Genomic DNA, 15766 nt, shown 5'->3' with positions numbered 1-15766 from the left:
ATGGATCTTGGGCTGAAGGACCGTGTGTACGTCGTCACCGGAGCGACCCGTGGGCTCGGCAACGCGGCCGCGCGTGCGCTGGTCGCGGACGGGGCGAAGGTCGTGGTGACCGGGCGGGACGAGTCGCGTGCGTCGGCCGCGGCGGCGGAGCTGGGGCCGAACGCGGTGGGGGTGGGCGTCGACAACGCCGATCCCGCGGCGGCGGAGCGGTTGATCGCGGTGGCGCGGGAGAACTTCGGCGGCTTCGACGGAGTGCTGATCAGCGTGGGCGGGCCCGCGCCCGGCTTTGTCGCGGACAACACGGACGAGCAGTGGGAGAACGCGTTCGAGTCGGTGTTCCTGGGTGCCGTCCGGTTGGCCCGTGCGGCCGCGGCGGAGTTGGAGGAGGGGGGTGTCATCGGGTTCGTGCTGTCCGGGTCGGTGCACGAGCCGATTCCGGGACTGACCATTTCGAACGGACTGCGGCCCGGTCTTGCCGGGTTCGCGAAGTCGCTCGCGGACGAGTTGGGGCCGCGGGGGATTCGGGTCGTCGGGTTGCTGCCGTCGCGTATCGACACGGATCGTGTGCGGGAGCTGGACGGGATGTCGGCGGATCCTGAGGCCACTCGGGCTGCGAACGAGTCCCGGATTCCGTTGCGGCGGTATGGGACGCCGGAGGAGTTCGGGCGGGTGTCGGCGTTTTTGCTGTCGCCGGCTGCTTCCTATTTGACCGGCATCATGTTGCCGGTTGATGGGGGGATGCGGCATGGGTTTTAGCTGCGGGCCGGTGGGGGTTGATCGCGCAGTTCCCCGCGCCCCTAAATGCCCTTAACTGACCCTTTCTGCTTTGTGCTTCACGCCGGTCATCCTTACCTCGGCCGGGAGTGACTCCAGCCCCGCTGAGTTGCGGGCGTGGGTCAGTGCCTCTGTCGTCAGGTGGTTCAGGGTTGTCCCCGGGTCCGCGTGGGGCTCCAGTTGGAGGCGTACGCGGGTCTCGGGGGCGTCCGGGCGGCCCGTCAGGTGGGCGTGGGCCCGGTGGACGCCGTCCAACTCGGCGGCCTCGCCTTCGAGTACGCCCTCCAGCGCCCGTCCCCTCAGCAGCGCGCCCTCGCCGTCGCCCGTGTCGACCCGGACCTCCGTGAGCCGGCGCCTGCGGAGGACCGCCGTCAGCCACCACAGGGTCAGGAGGACCACGAGGGCCAGTGCCGCGATGACCGTCGGCCACCACCAGCCCTCGCCGTCCCAGCGGGTGCGTTCGGCGTCGCTCAGCAGCACGTCGTTCCTGCCGTCGTGGATCCACCAGGAGGGCGGCTTCACGCCGAGGCCGACGGCGAGCACCGAGCCGCCCAGCACGAGCAGCACCAGCCCGACCAGGCCGATCAGTACGCGGTTGACGGTCCTGCGCATCGCTCTCAGCCCTTCTTCCTGGTCGTGCGCGCCACGTGCACCGACAGGGCGGGAGGCCGGGACAGGCCCAGTCCCCTGATCGCCTCGGTCAGGGCCACGTCCAGGTCGGCGCGTACGTCGTCCAGTTCGCGGAAGTGGGAGACCGCGCGGACGTCGGCCTTCTTCCGGCGCGTGCGGACCCGTACGGACTGCACTCCGGCCACCTCCATGGCCCGGTCGCGCAGGACCATGGCGGCCGCGTCGCGGTGGAGGCCGGCGCGGACGTCGGGGTGGGTGCGGTGCATCGGGAGGACCGCGCGCAGGCCGGGGGTCACGGCCAGGAGGATCAGCCACAGGCCGAGGGCCGCGGCGACGCCCGCGCCGACCAGGACCCAGGTGTCGTTCAGGGGGCGTTCGGCGAGCTGCCGGGCGAGTTCGCGGCGCCAGTGCATGGCCGGCCGGTTGGCCCGGACGGCTGCGATGTCGTAGAGGAAGACGCCCGCGACCAGCAGGAGCAGCAGCGCGACAATGCCCGCCGGGACTCTGCGCGCCGACCAGAAGCGGCGTTCGGTGCCGCCCGTCGCGCCCTCCTGCACCGGTGGTGGTCCGTACGCGGCGGCCGACGCGGACTGGCCGCGCTCGTCCGGTTCGGCCGCCCGTTCGATGACCGGCAGTCGTTGTGTGGTGCCCTCGGAGCCCTGGGGCTCGCTCATCGCGTCCTCCCCTGTGCCACGCCGTGCGCCTGTGCCGGATGCAGCCGCTCCACCTGGACGGCGACCTCCGACACCTCCATGCCCACCAACGCGACTACCCGCTCGACCACTTGATGACGCACCTCTCGGCAACGCGTCCCGATGTCGCAGGGGTAGTCGAGTTCCAGGTGCATGCGGACGCGGGCCAGGCCGTGGTGGACGACGACGGTGGCGTACGGGGGTTCGGCCTCGGCGGGGAGGGCTCCGAGCGCCTCGCGGGCCGCCTGTCCCGCGATCTTCGCGACCACCCGGTCGGCGATACGGGTCGCGCCCCGCTCGCCCGGTGCCACGGTGGTGGCGGTCAGGGGTCTGCGAAGCTCGTCCGTCTCGCCCGCCTCGCCGGTCTCGCTGTTCACAGGCGTCATCGCCGCCGGTCGTCACGGCTGCGGAAGAAGTCGCCGACCTCCAGGTCCCCCTCCAGGAACCGGCCGACCACGAAACCGATGGCGCCCAGCGCCGCCACCAGCAGAAAGGCACCGAATCCGCCGAAATACCCCGCGAAGCCCAGCGCCATGCCGGCGATCATGCCGACCACGGCCATGCTCATCGTGCGCTCCCTAAAGGTCCCTCAAGGTGTGGTGTGACTACTGGATCCGGGGTTCCGGCTCCTCGTCCTCCTCGTCGGGCAGCTTCACATCGCTCACCGCGATGTTGACCTCGACGACCTCCAGGCCGGTCATCCGTTCGACAGCGGCCACGACGTTCTCCCGGACGGCCTTGGCCACGTCCGCGATCGAGACGCCGTAGTCGACGACGATCTCCAGGTCGAGCGCGGTCTGCACCTCGCCGACCTCGGCCTTGACCCCGCGGGTCACGGACTTGGAGCCGCCGGGCACCCGGTCGCGCACGGCGCCGAAGGTGCGGCTCAGTCCGCTGCCCATGGCGTGCACGCCGAGGACGTCACGGGCCGCGAGCCCCGCGATCTTCTCCACGACCCCGTCGGCGATGGTGGTCCGGCCCCGGGTCGCCGGGTCCCCGCCGCCGCGCCTGGTGGCCTTGCGCAGCTGCGGCTCCGCCTCGGTGCTCTGTGTCATGTCGGTCATCGTCGTCACCCCTTCCGGTGGTCCTCCTCCGACCACGGTATGTGCGCCGGCGGGATCTCGCGCCGGAGATGCGGCAGGCTGGAGCAATGACGGCGGAGCAGTGGGCACGGACGGTGCGGCATCAGCTCGGGCTGGGCAGGCTGCTGCCCCTGGGTGGGCCGCGCGACGGAGCGTGGGTCTCCGAGGAGGCGGCCGCGGCGGTGCTGCGGGCCGCCGTGGAAGGGCTGCGGGACGTACGGCTGGGCGGGGTGCGCATCGGCCTCGCCGATCCGGCGGACGCCCGCGAACCCGTTGTACCGCCACCGCCGAGCGCGTTGCCGCCCGGTCCGCTGCGGCTCACGGCGGATGTCGAGGCCGCGCTGTCGCAGCCGGTGCCGGTGACGGCGGAGCGGCTGCGCTCGGCGCTGGCCCGGACGGCGACCGGGGCACTGGGGCTGGAGATCGGTGAGGTGGACCTGCGGGTGACGGGTCTGTTCGACGAGGAGCCGCCTCGGGCACGGCAGCCGGAGGAGCCCCGCTCGGTGGAGCCGGCCGGCTCCGGTGACGAGGGCCGGGCGGGTGAGGCCGCGCTGGCGGTGTCCGGGGTGGCCGGACTGACCGGCTTGCTGGGACGGCCCGTGCAGATCACCGAGCGGGAGTCCGAGGGTGCTCTGCCGCGCCGCCATGTCCGGGTCGAGCTGGCGGTGGACCGCCGGGCACTGGACGTGGCCCGAGCGGTCCGCGCGGAGGTGGAGCGGGCATTGCCCGATCACCCGACGGTGGCCGTGCTGGTGACGGCCGTGACGGGTTAGTCGCCGACGCCGGCCAGGTCCCGCAGTCGGCGGGTCTGGGCTGCTCGTTCGGCGGCGCGCTGCTCGTCGTAGGTGCGGTCCTGGGCGCCGCGCAGCAGCGCCTTGGTCTCGATGACCGCGTCGCGGGGGGCGGCGAGGAGTGCGGCCGCCAGGTCGTGCACCGCGCCGTCGAGCTGGTCGAGGGGTACGGCGATGTTGGCCAGGCCGGTGCTCACCGCTTCCTCGGCCGTGACGAAGCGCCCGGTGGCGCAGATCTCCAGCGCCCGGGCGTAGCCGACGAGGCCCACCAAGGGGTGGGTGCCGGTGAGGTCGGGGACCAGGCCGAGGGCGGTCTCGCGCATGGCGAACTGCACGTCGTGGGCGACGACGCGCAGGTCACAGGCGAGGGCCAGCTGGAAGCCCGCCCCGATGGCGTGCCCCTGTACGGCGGCGATGGACACGACGTCACTGCGCCGCCACCAGGTGAAGCCCTCCTGGAAGTCCGCGATGGCAGCGTCGAGTTCGGCGTCGCCACTGCGGGCGAGGTCGATGAACGACGGCTCGCCCTCAATCCCTTCGGGCGTGAACATCTGCCGGTCGAGCCCGGCGGAGAAGGACTTGCCCTCACCACGCAGGACCACGACCCGGACGGAGCCCGGCAGCAGCCGGCCGGCCTCGGCAAGGGCACGCCACAGAGCGGGGCTCTGGGCGTTGCGCTTGGCCGGGTTGGTCAGCGTCACCGTGGCGAGGGTGTCCTCGACGGTGAGCCGTACGCCGTCCTTGTCGAGCAGGGGAACTGATTCCTGGCCGTCCTGGCTGGACGTGGCCATAGGGCGCCTCCGATGCGTGCGGTCAGCAGAGCGATGCTAAGTGACTGCACAGTAACCACCCGGTCGCTCGGTCGACCGACCGGGTGGTCACCATCGAAGCCGATGGGCCGCCCGGTTCAGGACGATGCGGCCTTCTTGCCCCGCGTCGCTCCGCCACGCCCACGAAGCGTGACGCCCGATTCGCTGAGCATCCGGTGTACGAAGCCATACGAGCGGCCGGTTTCCTCGGCCAGCGCCCGAATGCTCGCACCGGAGTCGTACTTCTTCTTCAGGTCTGCCGCGAGCTTGTCGCGCGCGGCGCCGGTCACCCGGCTGCCCTTCTTCAGAGTCTCGGCCACCCGTGCCTCCTCATGGGAAGTGCGCTCTGGTCTCCTCATGATCACCCCTCCGGGCGTTCATGGCCACCCATTCGGCAAGGTCCGTAAGACAGGGTTTTGACGACAGGAGCGAGTCCCCACATACGGAATCTGTGATTCCACCCAGGCACGTTCGTACCGCCGAACGGGTTCTTTTGTGAAGCTCCAGGTCAGAGACGCGCAGCGGCCGAGCCCTTGTCGATGAAGGGCTCGGCCGCGAAATGGATGTAGGACACACTTCGGTACGAGGAGATCTCACACAGATGATGGATCACCGGTAGGCCGAATGATCCATACGCCGTGGATCACGCTTTCGATCAAGCGGCGCTGACCTACGCGAGGGCGACGAGGTCCGCGTAGTCGGCGCCCCACAGGTCCTCGACGCCGTCCGGCAGCAGGATGATCCGCTCCGGCTGGAGCGCCTCGACGGCGCCCTCGTCGTGGGTGACCAGGACGACCGCGCCCTTGTAGGTCCGCAGCGCGCCGAGGATCTCCTCGCGGCTGGCCGGGTCGAGGTTGTTGGTGGGCTCGTCGAGGAGCAGGACGTTGGCCGAGGAGACAACCAGGGTGGCGAGAGCGAGGCGGGTCTTCTCGCCGCCGGAGAGGACTCCGGCCGGCTTGTCGACGTCGTCGCCGGAGAACAGGAAGGAGCCGAGCGTCTTGCGCACCTCGACGAGGTCGAGGTCGGGGGCCGCCGAGCGCATGTTCTCCAGGACCGTGCGCTCCGGGTCGAGAGTCTCGTGCTCCTGGGCGTAGTAGCCGAGCTTGAGGCCGTGACCGGGCACGACCGCGCCGGTGTCGGGCTGCTCTGTGCCGGCCAGCAGGCGCAGCAGGGTCGTCTTGCCCGCGCCGTTGAGGCCCAGGATGACCACGCGAGAGCCCTTGTCGATGGCCAGGTCGACGTCGGTGAAGATCTCCAGCGAGCCGTACGACTTCGACAGGCCCTCCGCCATCAGCGGGGTCTTGCCGCAGGGCGCGGGCTCGGGGAAGCGCAGCTTGGCGACCTTGTCCTGCTGGCGCACCGCCTCCAGGCCGGACAGGAGCTTGTCGGCGCGGCGGGCCATGTTCTGCGCCGCGACCGTCTTGGTGGCCTTGGCGCGCATCTTGTCGGCCTGCGAGTGCAGGGCCGCGGCCTTCTTCTCGGCGTTCTGCCGCTCGCGCTTCCGGCGCTTCTCGTCGGCCTCGCGCTGCTGCTGGTAGAGCTTCCAGCCCATGTTGTAGACGTCGATCTGGGCGCGGTTGGCGTCCAGGTAGAACACCTTGTTGACGACCGTCTCGACCAGGTCGACGTCGTGGGAGATCACGATGAAGCCGCCGCGGTAGGTCTTCAGGTAGTCGCGCAGCCAGACGATCGAGTCCGCGTCGAGGTGGTTGGTGGGCTCGTCGAGGAGCAGGGTGTCGGCGTCGGAGAAGAGGATCCTGGCCAGCTCGATACGGCGGCGCTGACCACCGGAGAGGGTGTGCAGGGGCTGACCGAGCACCCGGTCGGGGAGGTTCAGCGCGGCGGCGATGGTGGCGGCCTCGGCCTCGGCGGCGTACCCGCCCTTGGTGAGGAACTCCGTCTCCTGGCGCTCGTACTGCCTGAGGGCCTTCTCGCGGGTGGCGCCCTGGCCGTTCGCGATCCGCTGCTCGTTGTCCCGCATCTTCTTCAGCAGGACGTCGAGGCCGCGCGCGGAGAGGATGCGGTCGCGGGCGAGCACGTCGAGGTCGCCGGTGCGGGGGTCCTGGGGGAGGTAGCCGACCTCGCCGGAGCGGGTGATCTGGCCCGCGGCCGGGATGCCCTCGCCGGCGAGGCACTTGGTCAGGGTGGTCTTCCCCGCGCCGTTGCGACCGACCAGACCGATGCGGTCGCCCTTGGCGACTCGGAAGGTGGCGGACTCGATGAGGACTCGGGCGCCGGCGCGCAGCTCGATACCGGAGGCGGAGATCACGGACAGACTCCAGGGGCGGGTTGTGTGGCGGGTGGGCGGCTGAGGACGTTCCCGCCGTCTAATGCGCGAGGAGAATGGCCATGAGGCCAAGTCTAACGGGGCCGTGCAAGCACTTTTTCTGGGTTCGGGTGTTCGGTTGGTCTCGCTCCGGGTATCCGGTCGGTCCCGTCGCGGTCCCCCGTTCGGGTGAGTGGCCGAGGTCGGAGAGGGGCCGCCGGGCGAGGATGCCCTGCGGGGGCCGGTGCGCGCAGAGGGCGGTGGCATGCAGTTCGACGACGACGCCAGGCTGGACACCTCCGAGGTGCAGGATGTGCGCGGCAGCCGCATCCCCGGCGGGAGGGCGACCATCGGCGGTGGCATCGGCGGGCTGATCGTCCTGCTCCTCGGTCTCTTCCTGGGCGTCGGCCCGGACCAGCTCGGCCTCACCGACGGCGGCGGACAGCCCGCCGCCACGGCCTCCGGGCTCGCGCAGGTCGAGCGGGAGTGCCGCACCGGGCAGGACGCGAACACCCGCGACGACTGCCGCATGGTGGCGGTGGTCAACAGCGTCCAGGACTACTGGGACCAGGAGTTCACCCGGCGCGGCGCCTCCTACGACCGCTCCCCCACGGTCTTCTTCAGCGAGCGGGTCGGCACCGCGTGCGGCTCGGCGAGCTCGGCGGTCGGGCCGTTCTACTGCCCGGGTGACCGGAAGGTCTATCTGGACCTCGGGTTCTTCGACGAGCTGCGCTCGAAGTTCGGGGCCACGGGCGGGCCGTTCGCGCAGGCGTACGTGGTGGCCCACGAGTACGGGCACCACGTGCAGGACCTGACGGGCACGCTGAGCCGGTCGCAGGACGGGCGCACGGGCGCCGGCAGCAACGCGGTGCGGGTGGAGCTCCAGGCGGACTGCTACGCGGGCGTGTGGGCACGGCACGCGACCACGACGAAGGACGAGTCGACGGGACGGCCGCTCATCACGAACCTGACCGACGCGGACATCACCGACGGCCTGGACGCGGCGGCGGCCGTGGGCGACGACCGGATCCAGGAGCGGTTCCAGGGGCGGGTGACGCCGGAGTCGTGGACGCACGGGTCGGCCGCGCAGCGGCAGCAGTGGTTTCGGCAGGGCTACGAGTCGGGCGACACGGCCCGCTGCGACACCTTCCGCTGAGCGGCGTCCTGCCTGGTCACAGGCGATTGTCAGTGGTCGCTGCAAGACTGTTTCGCAGAGGGGACCACGGCACTCGGCTCACGAGGGAGTGATCGGCATGACGGGAACGAGCGGCACGCGTCCGAGCATCTACCCGACCCTGCTGTACGCCGACGCGAAGGCGGCGATCAAACAGCTGACGGAGGTGTTCGGGTTCACCGAGTCGTCGGTGTACGAGGGCGAGGACGGCATGGTGATGCACGCCGAACTGGTGCAGGGCAACGGCGCGGTGATGCTCGGCTCGAAGGGCCGCGGCGGCCTCTTCGACGCGGCGATGAAAGAGGCGGGCACGACCGGGGTGTACGTCGTCGTGGACGACGTCGACGCACACCACCGCCGCGCCGTGGAGCACGGCGCGGAGATCCTGATGCCCCCGACGGACCAGGACTACGGCTCCCGGGACTACATGGCCCGGGACGCCGAGGGCAATGTCTGGAGCTTCGGTACCTACGCTCCGGAGATACCCGCCTGACTCACCCTCCGGTGTGCACCTGGAAGGCGGCGCGGCGGACGGCCTTGGCGAGGGCCGGGTCGGGATGGGCGGCGGCGAGGGCGACCAGGACCTGCACGGTGCGCGGGTGGCCCACGGCCCGGACCTCGTCGAGGAGTTGGGGGACGGTCGGCTGCACGGCGGACTCCAGGTGCCGCACCAGCATCGGGGCCTCGCCGTGGTCCGCGACGGCGGCAGCCGTGTCGACCCACAGCCAGGTGGCCTCCTCCCGGGTGAGCACCTCGTGGGCGTCCTCCGGGTCGATACCGTCGTGCTCGGCCAGCCACAGCAGGGCGTACGGCCGCAGGGTTGGCTCGTCGGCCACCGAGCGGACGTCGGGCTCGGCGGGGGCGCCGACGACCCGCAGCGCCTCGAAGGCGAGGCCGCGCAGCAGGGCGTCGTCACCGCGGGCGGCGCCGAGCAGCTCGGTGACGGCGCTGCCGACGGGGCGGGCGGCGAGCCAGGCGCGGTACTCGGCGCGGGCCGCGTTGGGGCGCAGCTGGGCGCAGCCGCGGAGCATCTCGTCGGCGGCGACCTCGATGTTGCCGGCGGGGCTCTGCGCGGCCACGCAGATCTGCTCCAGCTTGACCCACACCGCCCAGCTGCCGAGCGGGGTGAGGGTGGCCTGGCCGTCGCCGTAGGTCAGGGCGCCCACGGAGGCGAGGGCGCCCAGGGCCCAGTCGAGGAGGGGGGCGAGCGGGGCGTCCTGGGGCTCCGGCGCCTCGGGCTCCGCCACGGGCTCCGGCTGGGGGCCGTAGGGGATCTCGCAGCGCTCGGTGCGCAGTTCGGTGACGCGCTGCTCCAAGAGGTCCAGGAGCTGCTCCACGGGGACGGGTCCGGCGGACAACTGGAGGAAGGAGAGCACCTGGGGCATGGCCGAGACGACCTCGGCGACGGCGGCGGGCTCATGGCCGGTGGGTTCCGGGGAGGCGAGCGACCAGGCGTCGAAGAGGGCGACCCAGCCGCGCAGCACGGCGCTGTCGTCCCGGTCCCAGGCGCGCAGTCGCCAGCCCGGGCGGGCCCGGTCCCCGTGCACCTCGACCAGGCCGGCGAGGCGGGCGGTGTCCCAGTGGGCGCGGATCTGAGCCGCGGTCAGTCCGAGGTCCGCGGCCGCGCGTTCGGCTGTCTCGTCGGAGAGCGTGCCCTTGCCGTCGCTCGCGCTGTCGCCGCCGGGCCGTAGCGCGTGGTCGGCCCAGTGGGCGAGGCGGGCCGCGTCGGCGAGGCCGGAGCGCGCCATTCTGGCCAGTTCCGCGGGGGCCGGGGTGCCCTCCGGGGGGCGGGGCGCGGGGCGGCGAGGGCGCCGCTGGTTCACGGCTGTGGGGGCGGCGGCCAGGGGTCGCGGGCGGACGAGTCGAAGCCTGGAGTCGCGCGGGATACGGGACGTCACGGGTGCAGTCTTCCGGTTGACGGTCCGAAAACCCAAACGGAATGTCACCGCGGGCGACGGGGATGGCCAACGGCGGGGCCCCGCGGAGGGGTATACGCCGAGATCAGGCCAGTGGTACGGGCTTAAACGGAACGGGTGGGGCCGGGGGTGGGAGCGGGGCGCGGGGCGGGGGTGGGAGGGCGTGGGGTGGAGCGGGGACGGGGGTGGAGCGGGCGGGGTCGGGACGAAGTGGGAGGGGGCGGATCGGCCCTCAGCGACGTACCGCACCGGGTGCTGGAGCTCGGTTGGGCTGGGGGCGGGAGTGAGGTGGGGCCGGGGGTAGCGAGTGGGGGGTCGGAACGGAGCGGGGCGGCGCTCACATCAGGGGGGTGAGGAAGCGGCGGAGGGCTTCCTCGTAGGCGCTCGGGTCGGCGTTCCACATGGCGGCGTGGGGGGCCTGGTGGACCGTGTGGAGGGTGATCCGGTCGGGGTGGGTGGCAGCGAGGCGGCGGGAGAGGTCCCAGGGGGCGATCGTGTCGTCCGGGCCGTGGAAGATCAGGGTGGGGGGCGGGGGCTCCGCCGGGCCCATGGCATCGGTCCGGTCCTGGTGCTCGGCGTGCGGGACCGTGCGGTCGGCGTACAGCCCGGCGTGGTCGCTGGGCAGTCCGGTGCGGCCCTGGGCGGCGCGGACCGCGAGCGGGAGCAGGACGCCGGGGGTGTGGCGGGCCGCGGCGAGCGCGCGCAGGGTGCGCTCCCAGCTGAGCACCGGGGAGTCCAGGACGAGTCCCTTGACGCGGTGGCGCAGACCGGAGCGGGCGGCGGCGCGCAGGGCCATCGTGGCGCCGGTGGACCAGCCGTGCAGGACGAGTTGACGGGCGCCGTGATCGACGGCGTAGCGCATCGCCGCGTCCAGGTCGTGCCACTCGGTCTCGCCGAAGTGGTGGAGGCCGTCGGGCGGGCGGGGGGCGCCGTCGTCGCCGCGGTAGGCGGGGGCGAGGACCGGGAAACGGTGGTGGTGCAGGAACTCCAGCACGTTCAGGGCGTGTTCGCGGGTCGGGCCGAGGCCGTGGACCGCGATGACCCAGGTGTTCCGGCCGCCGGGCACGAACCAGGCGGGCAGGGGGCCGAGTTCGCCGGGGATGTCGACGTCGGCGTGGTCGAGGCCGAGGGCGGACCGCGGGTCGCCGACGTGGGTGTTCGGGGTGAGCCAGACCTTGTCGCCGGGTTGCAGGGTGCCGTGGGTGACCCGTTCCAGGCGGCGGACGACGGTGTCGGCGGAGTGGGGCTCCGTGGTGAGGACGGGGCCGATGACGGCGTGTGCGGCGTCGCCTTCGAGGCCGTAGGTGCCGGGGCGGAGGGCGGGGAGGTCTCTGGTAAGGGCGATGCGGCCGGCCGCGGTGGAGTGCACGGTGAGCCTTGGTTCACCGGGCAGGGGGCGGCCGGGGGGCGCCTTGAGTCCGGCGTCGCTGGCGATTCTGCCGGCGACGATGCCGGCGGCGGCTGCGGCTGCTGCGGCGAGGGCTGTGGTGACGGCGGCGGCCGTCGGTTTGACACTGCGCACGTGATTCAGTGTCGCGGGGGGAGGGGGGTGGGGCCAGTGGGCGGGGGCCTTCGGTGTCGGTGCGGCGTGGTGGGGGCGGGCGTTTTGCGCCCACGCGGCGGAGCCGCATATCGACACAGTCCCGCGCCCCTGGAGGCCTGCGGCGGCCTCTTGCTGTCCGGTGGGGCTGTGCGTAGCGCGTCCGGCCCGGTGGGTGGGTCGGTGCCGGGGTGGGGGGTATCCGTCCTCGGTCCGGCGGCTCGGTCACTCACACGGGGCCCGGTTCCGGACGCCGGCCGCTGCGGGCGGACACCCCCCACCCCGTCCCCTGCGCGCCGTACGCGGCGAACGGTGCATGGGGGCGGACGGGGGCGGCCAACGGTCCGCGCCGGCGGGCACGGGCGGCCAACGGTCCGCGGCGGCGGGCGTAGGCGGCTGACGGTCCCGTCATGGCGCAGGCCAACTGCAACCCCCTAGGGGCGCGGGGAACTGCGCGACAAGCCACAACGCACCCGCACCCGCCCGACCACAGCACCCGGCACCCCCTCAGGCGCGCTGGCCATACCCCCGCAACCGCTCCCCCGCCTCCGCCACCTGTTCCTCCGTCAGGAGATGGGGGGTCAGGCCCGGTACCGCGCGGGCCGTCAGCCAGAGGTGGGACATCCATTCCAGTTGGGCCGTGCGGTCGAATGCCTGGGACAGGCTCGTGCCGTAGGCGATCGTGCCGTGGTTCTGGAGGAGGCAGGCGGAGCGGTCGGTGAGGGCTCGGAGCATGTTCTCGGCCAACTCGTCGGTGCCGTAGGTGGCGTAGGGGGCGACCCGGACGGGGCCGCCGAGGGCGCCGGTCATGTAGTGGATGGCGGGGAGTTCGGGGACGAGCGTGGAGACGGCCGTGGCGTGCACGGCGTGGGTGTGGACGATCGCGCGGGCGTCGGTGCTGCGGTAGACGGCGAGGTGCATGGGGAGTTCGCTGGTGGGGACCAGGGTGCCGAGGACCTGGTGGCCGTCCAGGTCGACGCCCGTCACGTCGGCCGGGGTGAGGCGGTCGTAGGGGACGCCCGACGGTGTGACGAGGACGGTGTTCCCGACGCGTACCGAGACGTTGCCGGAGGTACCGACGACCAGGCCGTCGGAGACCGTCCGGCGGGCCGTGTCGACCAACTCGGCCCAGGCCCGCGCCTCGTCGGGGCGTGCGCCGCTCCCAGGTCGGACAACCCCTGCGTCCCCCGGATCCCGCTGTTCCTCAGCCATGCCCTGATCCTGCCAGCAGGGGTGCCCAGCCGCGTAGGGGCCGGGGGCAGGCGGAGGCGGGGCTTCCAGAAGGGCGCATTTCTGTATACGCGCCCCTCTCTCACGTCTTGGCCGGAGATCGTCCGCGATGTGGGGATCTTCCAGTAGCCTCTGGGCTTTGTCGTGCGCGACGCCATTCCGGGGGGACACATGGCCCGTGATCGCAAGGCTGCCCGTCACCGAACCCGCGCCCTGGCCCTGTGCGTGGCCGCGCTCACCGTGGGGGGCGTGGCGCTCGCCGGGGCGCCGGCCTCGGCGGCGGGGCTGCCCAAGGGGCACGACGTCTCTTCGCATCAGAAGAACGTCGACTGGCAGAAGGCCAGGGCCAAGGGGGCCCGGTTCGTCTACGTCAAGGCGACCGAGTCGACGAACTACCGCAGTCCGCACTTCGCCCAGCAGTACGACGGGGCGCGGGAGGCGGGCCTCGCCCGCGGGGCGTACCACTTCGCGCTGCCGGACAAGTCGTCGGGCACGGCGCAGGCCGCGTACTTCGTGCGCAACGGGGGTGCCTGGTCCGCGGACGGCTGGACGCTGCCGCCCGCGCTCGACATCGAATACAACCCGTACGACAAGAAGCGCAAGTGCTACGGCCTCGGCAAGGCGAGGATGGTCGGCTGGATCAAGGCGTTCAGCGACGAGGTGAAGCGGCTGACGGGGCGGCGTCCGGTGATCTACACGACCGCCCACTGGTGGAACACGTGCACGGGCGGCAGCGGCGCCTTCGCCTCGGACCACGCGCTGTGGGTGGCCCGCTACAACGCGGCGGGCGTGGGGGCGCTGCCCGGCGGGTGGTCGTACTGGACCATCTGGCAGTACGACAACAGCGGCAGCCTGCCGGGTGACCAGAATCTCTTCAACGGGTCGGCGCGTCAGCTGAAGCGGTTCGCCAGGGGGTCGTAGCCCTGGGGCGCGTGGGTCGGGCGGGGGCCGCGGGGTTCGGCCGGGCAAATGCCTGAGATTCCGGTCACCGTGCGGCCCGCCTCAGTTCATCTTCCGTTCACTCAGGTTACCTACCTTCAACGAGCCAATGACCTCGAACGATTGCCTGGGTAAATGGAAAACTTCTCGCTGATCCTCGCGATTGTGGTCGTAACCGCACTCGCGTTCGATTTCACGAACGGTTTCCACGACACCGCCAACGCGATGGCCACCACCATCTCGACCGGTGCACTCAAGCCCAAGGTCGCGGTGGCCATGTCCGCCGTGCTGAACCTTGTGGGCGCCTTCCTCTCCGTGGAGGTCGCCAACACGATCTCCAAGGGTCTCGTCGACGAGACCGGCATCCGTCCCGAGGTCATCTTCGCCGCGTTGGTCGGCGCGATCCTCTGGAACCTCCTGACCTGGCTGGTGGGCCTGCCCTCCAGTTCCTCGCACGCCCTCATGGGCGGTCTGATCGGCGCCACCATCGCCTCGGCGGGCTTCGGCGCGGTGCACGGCGACGCGCTGGTCACCAAGGTCCTGATCCCGGCGGTCGCGGCCCCGATCGTCGCGGGCGTCGCCGCCATGCTGGCCACCCGGCTCTCCTACTCGCTGGGGAAGAAGGCCGACGGCAAGGCCGCCGCGAAGGGCTACCGCACCGGCCAGATCGCCTCGGCCGGACTGGTCTCGCTGGCCCACGGCACCAACGACGCGCAGAAGACGATGGGCATCATCACCCTCGCCCTGGTCGCCGGCGGTGCCGTCGCCCCCGACTCGGACCCGCCCACCTGGGTCATCCTCTCGGCGGGCCTCGCCATCGCGCTCGGCACCTACCTCGGCGGCTGGCGCATCATCCGCACGATGGGCAAGGGCCTGACCGACCTCCAGCCGCAGCAGGGCTTCGCCGCCCAGACCAGCGCGGCCACGGTCATCCTGGCCTCCTCCCACCTCGGTTTCTCCCTCTCCACCACGCACTCCGTCTCCGGTTCGGTGATGGGCGCGGGCCTCGGCCGCAAGGGCGGGGTCGTGCGGTGGTCCACGGCCACCCGGATGTTCGTGGCCTGGGGGCTGACGCTGCCGGCGGCGGCCCTGGTGGGCGCCCTGGCCGAGTCGGTCACCGACCTCGGTGACTGGGGCACGGCGGTCGTGGCGGTCTTCCTCGTCGCCTCCAGCGCGGCGATCTGGAAGGTCTCGCGGCGCGAGGTCGTGGACGCGTCCAACGTCAACGAGACCGACGAGCCGGCCGGTGTGGTGACCCAGGCGATCGCCGCCGTGACCCCGCCGCCCGCGGGCACCGTGACCGAGGACCTCACGGCCACGATCCCGGCCCCGCCCGCCACCACGGAACCGGCCGCCCCGCCGGCCGCCGTCTGAGCCCCCGGTACTAAGGAAGCCTCACCATGCAGATCGACTGGGAAGCCCTCGGCTCCGTCTTCGGCGTCAGCCTCGTCGTCACCGTGGGCCTCGTGGCCCTGTTCACCCTCGGCATCATGGGCCTCTCCCGCCAGGAGCGGGCCACCGCCCAGGGCGGCTCGGCCGCTCTCGCGGTCACCGGCGCCTACGCCTGCTTCGCGGCCTGCGCGGCGGCGGTGGCGTACGGGATCTATCTCATCGTGGCCTGACGGCACGTCCGTCACTCGACGGCCGGGCGGGCACGGAACCTCGGTTTCCGTGCCCGCCCGGCCGTCTTGCATGAGCGGTGGTGTGGGGTTCTGCACACTCCCCCGTCGCAGGTCAACAGCAAGTTGACGGGTCTCGAAGGCCCGTGGTGGACTGCCGGAGCCATATACGGCGGCAGAAGAGGAAGCCGGTGCGAATCCGGCGCGGTCCCGCCACTGTCACCGGGGTAGACACCCCCGGGAGCCAGGAACTCTCGCCGCCGGACTCGTCGAACCAGGGCGTGGACACCCTGAGTGAGGACAT

Annotated in this window: 18 protein-coding genes and 1 riboswitch; of the genes, 7 read left to right on the top strand and 11 right to left on the bottom strand. The window is 72.1% G+C overall.

The features are described 5' to 3' along the window. Positions 1–756: an SDR family oxidoreductase gene (locus OHN19_RS33690; protein WP_330267820.1), complete on the top strand. Its 756-nt coding sequence runs from the start codon at positions 1–3 to the stop codon at positions 754–756. Positions 757–807: 51 nt separating this feature from the next. Here the strand turns inward: OHN19_RS33690 and amaP are convergent, their stop codons facing one another. The 5 genes from amaP to OHN19_RS33665 are packed head-to-tail and all read right to left on the bottom strand — an operon-like array spanning position 808 to position 3160. Further along, positions 808–1386, bottom strand: coding sequence for an alkaline shock response membrane anchor protein AmaP (gene amaP, locus OHN19_RS33685; protein ID WP_330267819.1), 579 nt, complete (start codon positions 1384–1386; stop codon positions 808–810). A 5-nt stretch (positions 1387–1391) separates the two neighbouring features. Then, positions 1392–2078, bottom strand: a complete 687-nt coding sequence (locus OHN19_RS33680; protein ID WP_330267818.1) for a DUF6286 domain-containing protein — start codon at positions 2076–2078, stop codon at positions 1392–1394. Then, on the bottom strand, positions 2075–2482 hold the full coding sequence (locus tag OHN19_RS33675) for a hypothetical protein (protein ID WP_330267817.1): 408 nt from the start codon (positions 2480–2482) through the stop codon (positions 2075–2077). Before OHN19_RS33675 ends, OHN19_RS33680 begins: the two co-directional genes overlap by 4 nt. Continuing rightward, positions 2479–2664, bottom strand: coding sequence for a hypothetical protein (locus OHN19_RS33670; protein WP_123759874.1), 186 nt, complete (start codon positions 2662–2664; stop codon positions 2479–2481). The genes OHN19_RS33675 and OHN19_RS33670 overlap by 4 nt, the downstream gene beginning before the upstream one ends. Positions 2665–2701: 37 nt before the next feature. After that, a complete protein-coding gene (locus OHN19_RS33665) occupies positions 2702–3160 on the bottom strand; it encodes an Asp23/Gls24 family envelope stress response protein (RefSeq protein WP_330267816.1) in 459 nt (152 codons plus the stop codon). A gap of 86 nt (positions 3161–3246) precedes the next feature. Between OHN19_RS33665 and OHN19_RS33660 the strand changes: the two genes are divergently transcribed. Then, positions 3247–3951, top strand: a complete 705-nt coding sequence (locus OHN19_RS33660) for a nucleopolyhedrovirus P10 family protein (protein ID WP_330267815.1) — start codon at positions 3247–3249, stop codon at positions 3949–3951. Here OHN19_RS33660 and OHN19_RS33655 read toward each other — a convergent pair. From OHN19_RS33655 to OHN19_RS33645, 3 genes are all read right to left on the bottom strand, one after another. Then, complete coding sequence (locus tag OHN19_RS33655; RefSeq protein ID WP_330267814.1) at positions 3948–4760, bottom strand: enoyl-CoA hydratase/isomerase family protein; 813 nt, start codon at positions 4758–4760, stop codon at positions 3948–3950. The genes OHN19_RS33660 and OHN19_RS33655 overlap by 4 nt on opposite strands. A gap of 116 nt (positions 4761–4876) precedes the next feature. Beyond that, on the bottom strand, positions 4877–5098 hold the full coding sequence (locus OHN19_RS33650) for a helix-turn-helix domain-containing protein (RefSeq protein ID WP_004002281.1): 222 nt from the start codon (positions 5096–5098) through the stop codon (positions 4877–4879). Between the two features lie 350 nt (positions 5099–5448). Then, a complete protein-coding gene (locus OHN19_RS33645) occupies positions 5449–7047 on the bottom strand; it encodes an ABC-F family ATP-binding cassette domain-containing protein (protein WP_053849807.1) in 1599 nt (532 codons plus the stop codon). 262 nt (positions 7048–7309) lie between these two features. On the opposite strand from OHN19_RS33645, the gene OHN19_RS33640 reads away from it, so the two are divergent. Then, positions 7310–8200 (top strand): neutral zinc metallopeptidase, encoded by an 891-nt coding sequence (locus OHN19_RS33640; protein WP_330267813.1) that lies wholly within the window; start codon positions 7310–7312, stop codon positions 8198–8200. A gap of 97 nt (positions 8201–8297) precedes the next feature. Beyond that, positions 8298–8711, top strand: coding sequence for a VOC family protein (locus tag OHN19_RS33635; protein ID WP_330267812.1), 414 nt, complete (start codon positions 8298–8300; stop codon positions 8709–8711). 1 nt (position 8712) lies between these two features. On the opposite strand, the gene OHN19_RS33630 is transcribed toward OHN19_RS33635, so the two are convergent. From OHN19_RS33630 to OHN19_RS33620, 3 genes are all read right to left on the bottom strand, one after another. Further along, positions 8713–10116 carry a hypothetical protein gene (locus OHN19_RS33630; protein ID WP_330267811.1) on the bottom strand — a complete coding sequence of 468 codons (1404 nt, stop codon included), beginning with the start codon at positions 10114–10116 and terminating at the stop codon, positions 8713–8715. Between the two features lie 355 nt (positions 10117–10471). Then, complete coding sequence (locus tag OHN19_RS33625) at positions 10472–11656, bottom strand: alpha/beta hydrolase (protein ID WP_330267810.1); 1185 nt, start codon at positions 11654–11656, stop codon at positions 10472–10474. 525 nt (positions 11657–12181) lie between these two features. Beyond that, positions 12182–12886 (bottom strand): class II aldolase/adducin family protein, encoded by a 705-nt coding sequence (locus OHN19_RS33620; protein ID WP_330267809.1) that lies wholly within the window; start codon positions 12884–12886, stop codon positions 12182–12184. Positions 12887–13075: 189 nt separating this feature from the next. Here OHN19_RS33620 and OHN19_RS33615 point away from each other — a divergent pair, with 189 nt between their 5' ends. The 3 genes from OHN19_RS33615 (at position 13076) to OHN19_RS33605 (ending at position 15465) form a co-directional block, all read left to right on the top strand. After that, a complete protein-coding gene (locus tag OHN19_RS33615) occupies positions 13076–13825 on the top strand; it encodes a lysozyme (RefSeq protein ID WP_330267808.1) in 750 nt (249 codons plus the stop codon). 153 nt (positions 13826–13978) lie between these two features. After that, positions 13979–15217 carry an inorganic phosphate transporter gene (locus tag OHN19_RS33610; protein ID WP_330267807.1) on the top strand — a complete coding sequence of 413 codons (1239 nt, stop codon included), beginning with the start codon at positions 13979–13981 and terminating at the stop codon, positions 15215–15217. A 26-nt stretch (positions 15218–15243) separates the two neighbouring features. After that, on the top strand, positions 15244–15465 hold the full coding sequence (locus tag OHN19_RS33605) for a hypothetical protein (protein ID WP_053852521.1): 222 nt from the start codon (positions 15244–15246) through the stop codon (positions 15463–15465). Between the two features lie 130 nt (positions 15466–15595). Then, positions 15596–15739, top strand: a riboswitch (cobalamin riboswitch). Positions 15740–15766: the final 27 nt, after the last annotated feature.

This window comes from Streptomyces griseorubiginosus, assembly GCF_036345115.1.
Classification (GTDB): Bacteria; Actinomycetota; Actinomycetes; order Streptomycetales; family Streptomycetaceae; genus Streptomyces; species Streptomyces griseorubiginosus_C.
Note: the sequence above shows the minus strand (reverse complement) of the source record. Positions and strands in the feature narration are given on the sequence as shown.

What these genes read in the sequence shown, in the direction of transcription:
- OHN19_RS33660 (WP_330267815.1), top strand. Translation starts at nt 3,247, where the DNA reads ATGACGGCGGAGCAGTGGGCACGGACGGTGCGGCATCAGCTCGGGCTG.
- OHN19_RS33605 (WP_053852521.1), top strand. Translation starts at nt 15,244, where the DNA reads ATGCAGATCGACTGGGAAGCCCTCGGCTCCGTCTTCGGCGTCAGCCTC.
- OHN19_RS33610 (WP_330267807.1), top strand. Translation starts at nt 13,979, where the DNA reads ATGGAAAACTTCTCGCTGATCCTCGCGATTGTGGTCGTAACCGCACTC.
- OHN19_RS33640 (WP_330267813.1), top strand. Translation starts at nt 7,310, where the DNA reads ATGCAGTTCGACGACGACGCCAGGCTGGACACCTCCGAGGTGCAGGAT.
- OHN19_RS33655 (WP_330267814.1), bottom strand. Translation starts at nt 4,760, where the DNA reads ATGGCCACGTCCAGCCAGGACGGCCAGGAATCAGTTCCCCTGCTCGAC.
- OHN19_RS33680 (WP_330267818.1), bottom strand. Translation starts at nt 2,078, where the DNA reads ATGAGCGAGCCCCAGGGCTCCGAGGGCACCACACAACGACTGCCGGTC.
- OHN19_RS33635 (WP_330267812.1), top strand. Translation starts at nt 8,298, where the DNA reads ATGACGGGAACGAGCGGCACGCGTCCGAGCATCTACCCGACCCTGCTG.
- OHN19_RS33675 (WP_330267817.1), bottom strand. Translation starts at nt 2,482, where the DNA reads ATGACGCCTGTGAACAGCGAGACCGGCGAGGCGGGCGAGACGGACGAG.
- amaP (WP_330267819.1), bottom strand. Translation starts at nt 1,386, where the DNA reads ATGCGCAGGACCGTCAACCGCGTACTGATCGGCCTGGTCGGGCTGGTG.
- OHN19_RS33670 (WP_123759874.1), bottom strand. Translation starts at nt 2,664, where the DNA reads ATGAGCATGGCCGTGGTCGGCATGATCGCCGGCATGGCGCTGGGCTTC.
- OHN19_RS33620 (WP_330267809.1), bottom strand. Translation starts at nt 12,886, where the DNA reads ATGGCTGAGGAACAGCGGGATCCGGGGGACGCAGGGGTTGTCCGACCT.
- OHN19_RS33690 (WP_330267820.1), top strand. Translation starts at nt 1, where the DNA reads ATGGATCTTGGGCTGAAGGACCGTGTGTACGTCGTCACCGGAGCGACC.
- OHN19_RS33615 (WP_330267808.1), top strand. Translation starts at nt 13,076, where the DNA reads ATGGCCCGTGATCGCAAGGCTGCCCGTCACCGAACCCGCGCCCTGGCC.
- OHN19_RS33665 (WP_330267816.1), bottom strand. Translation starts at nt 3,160, where the DNA reads ATGACCGACATGACACAGAGCACCGAGGCGGAGCCGCAGCTGCGCAAG.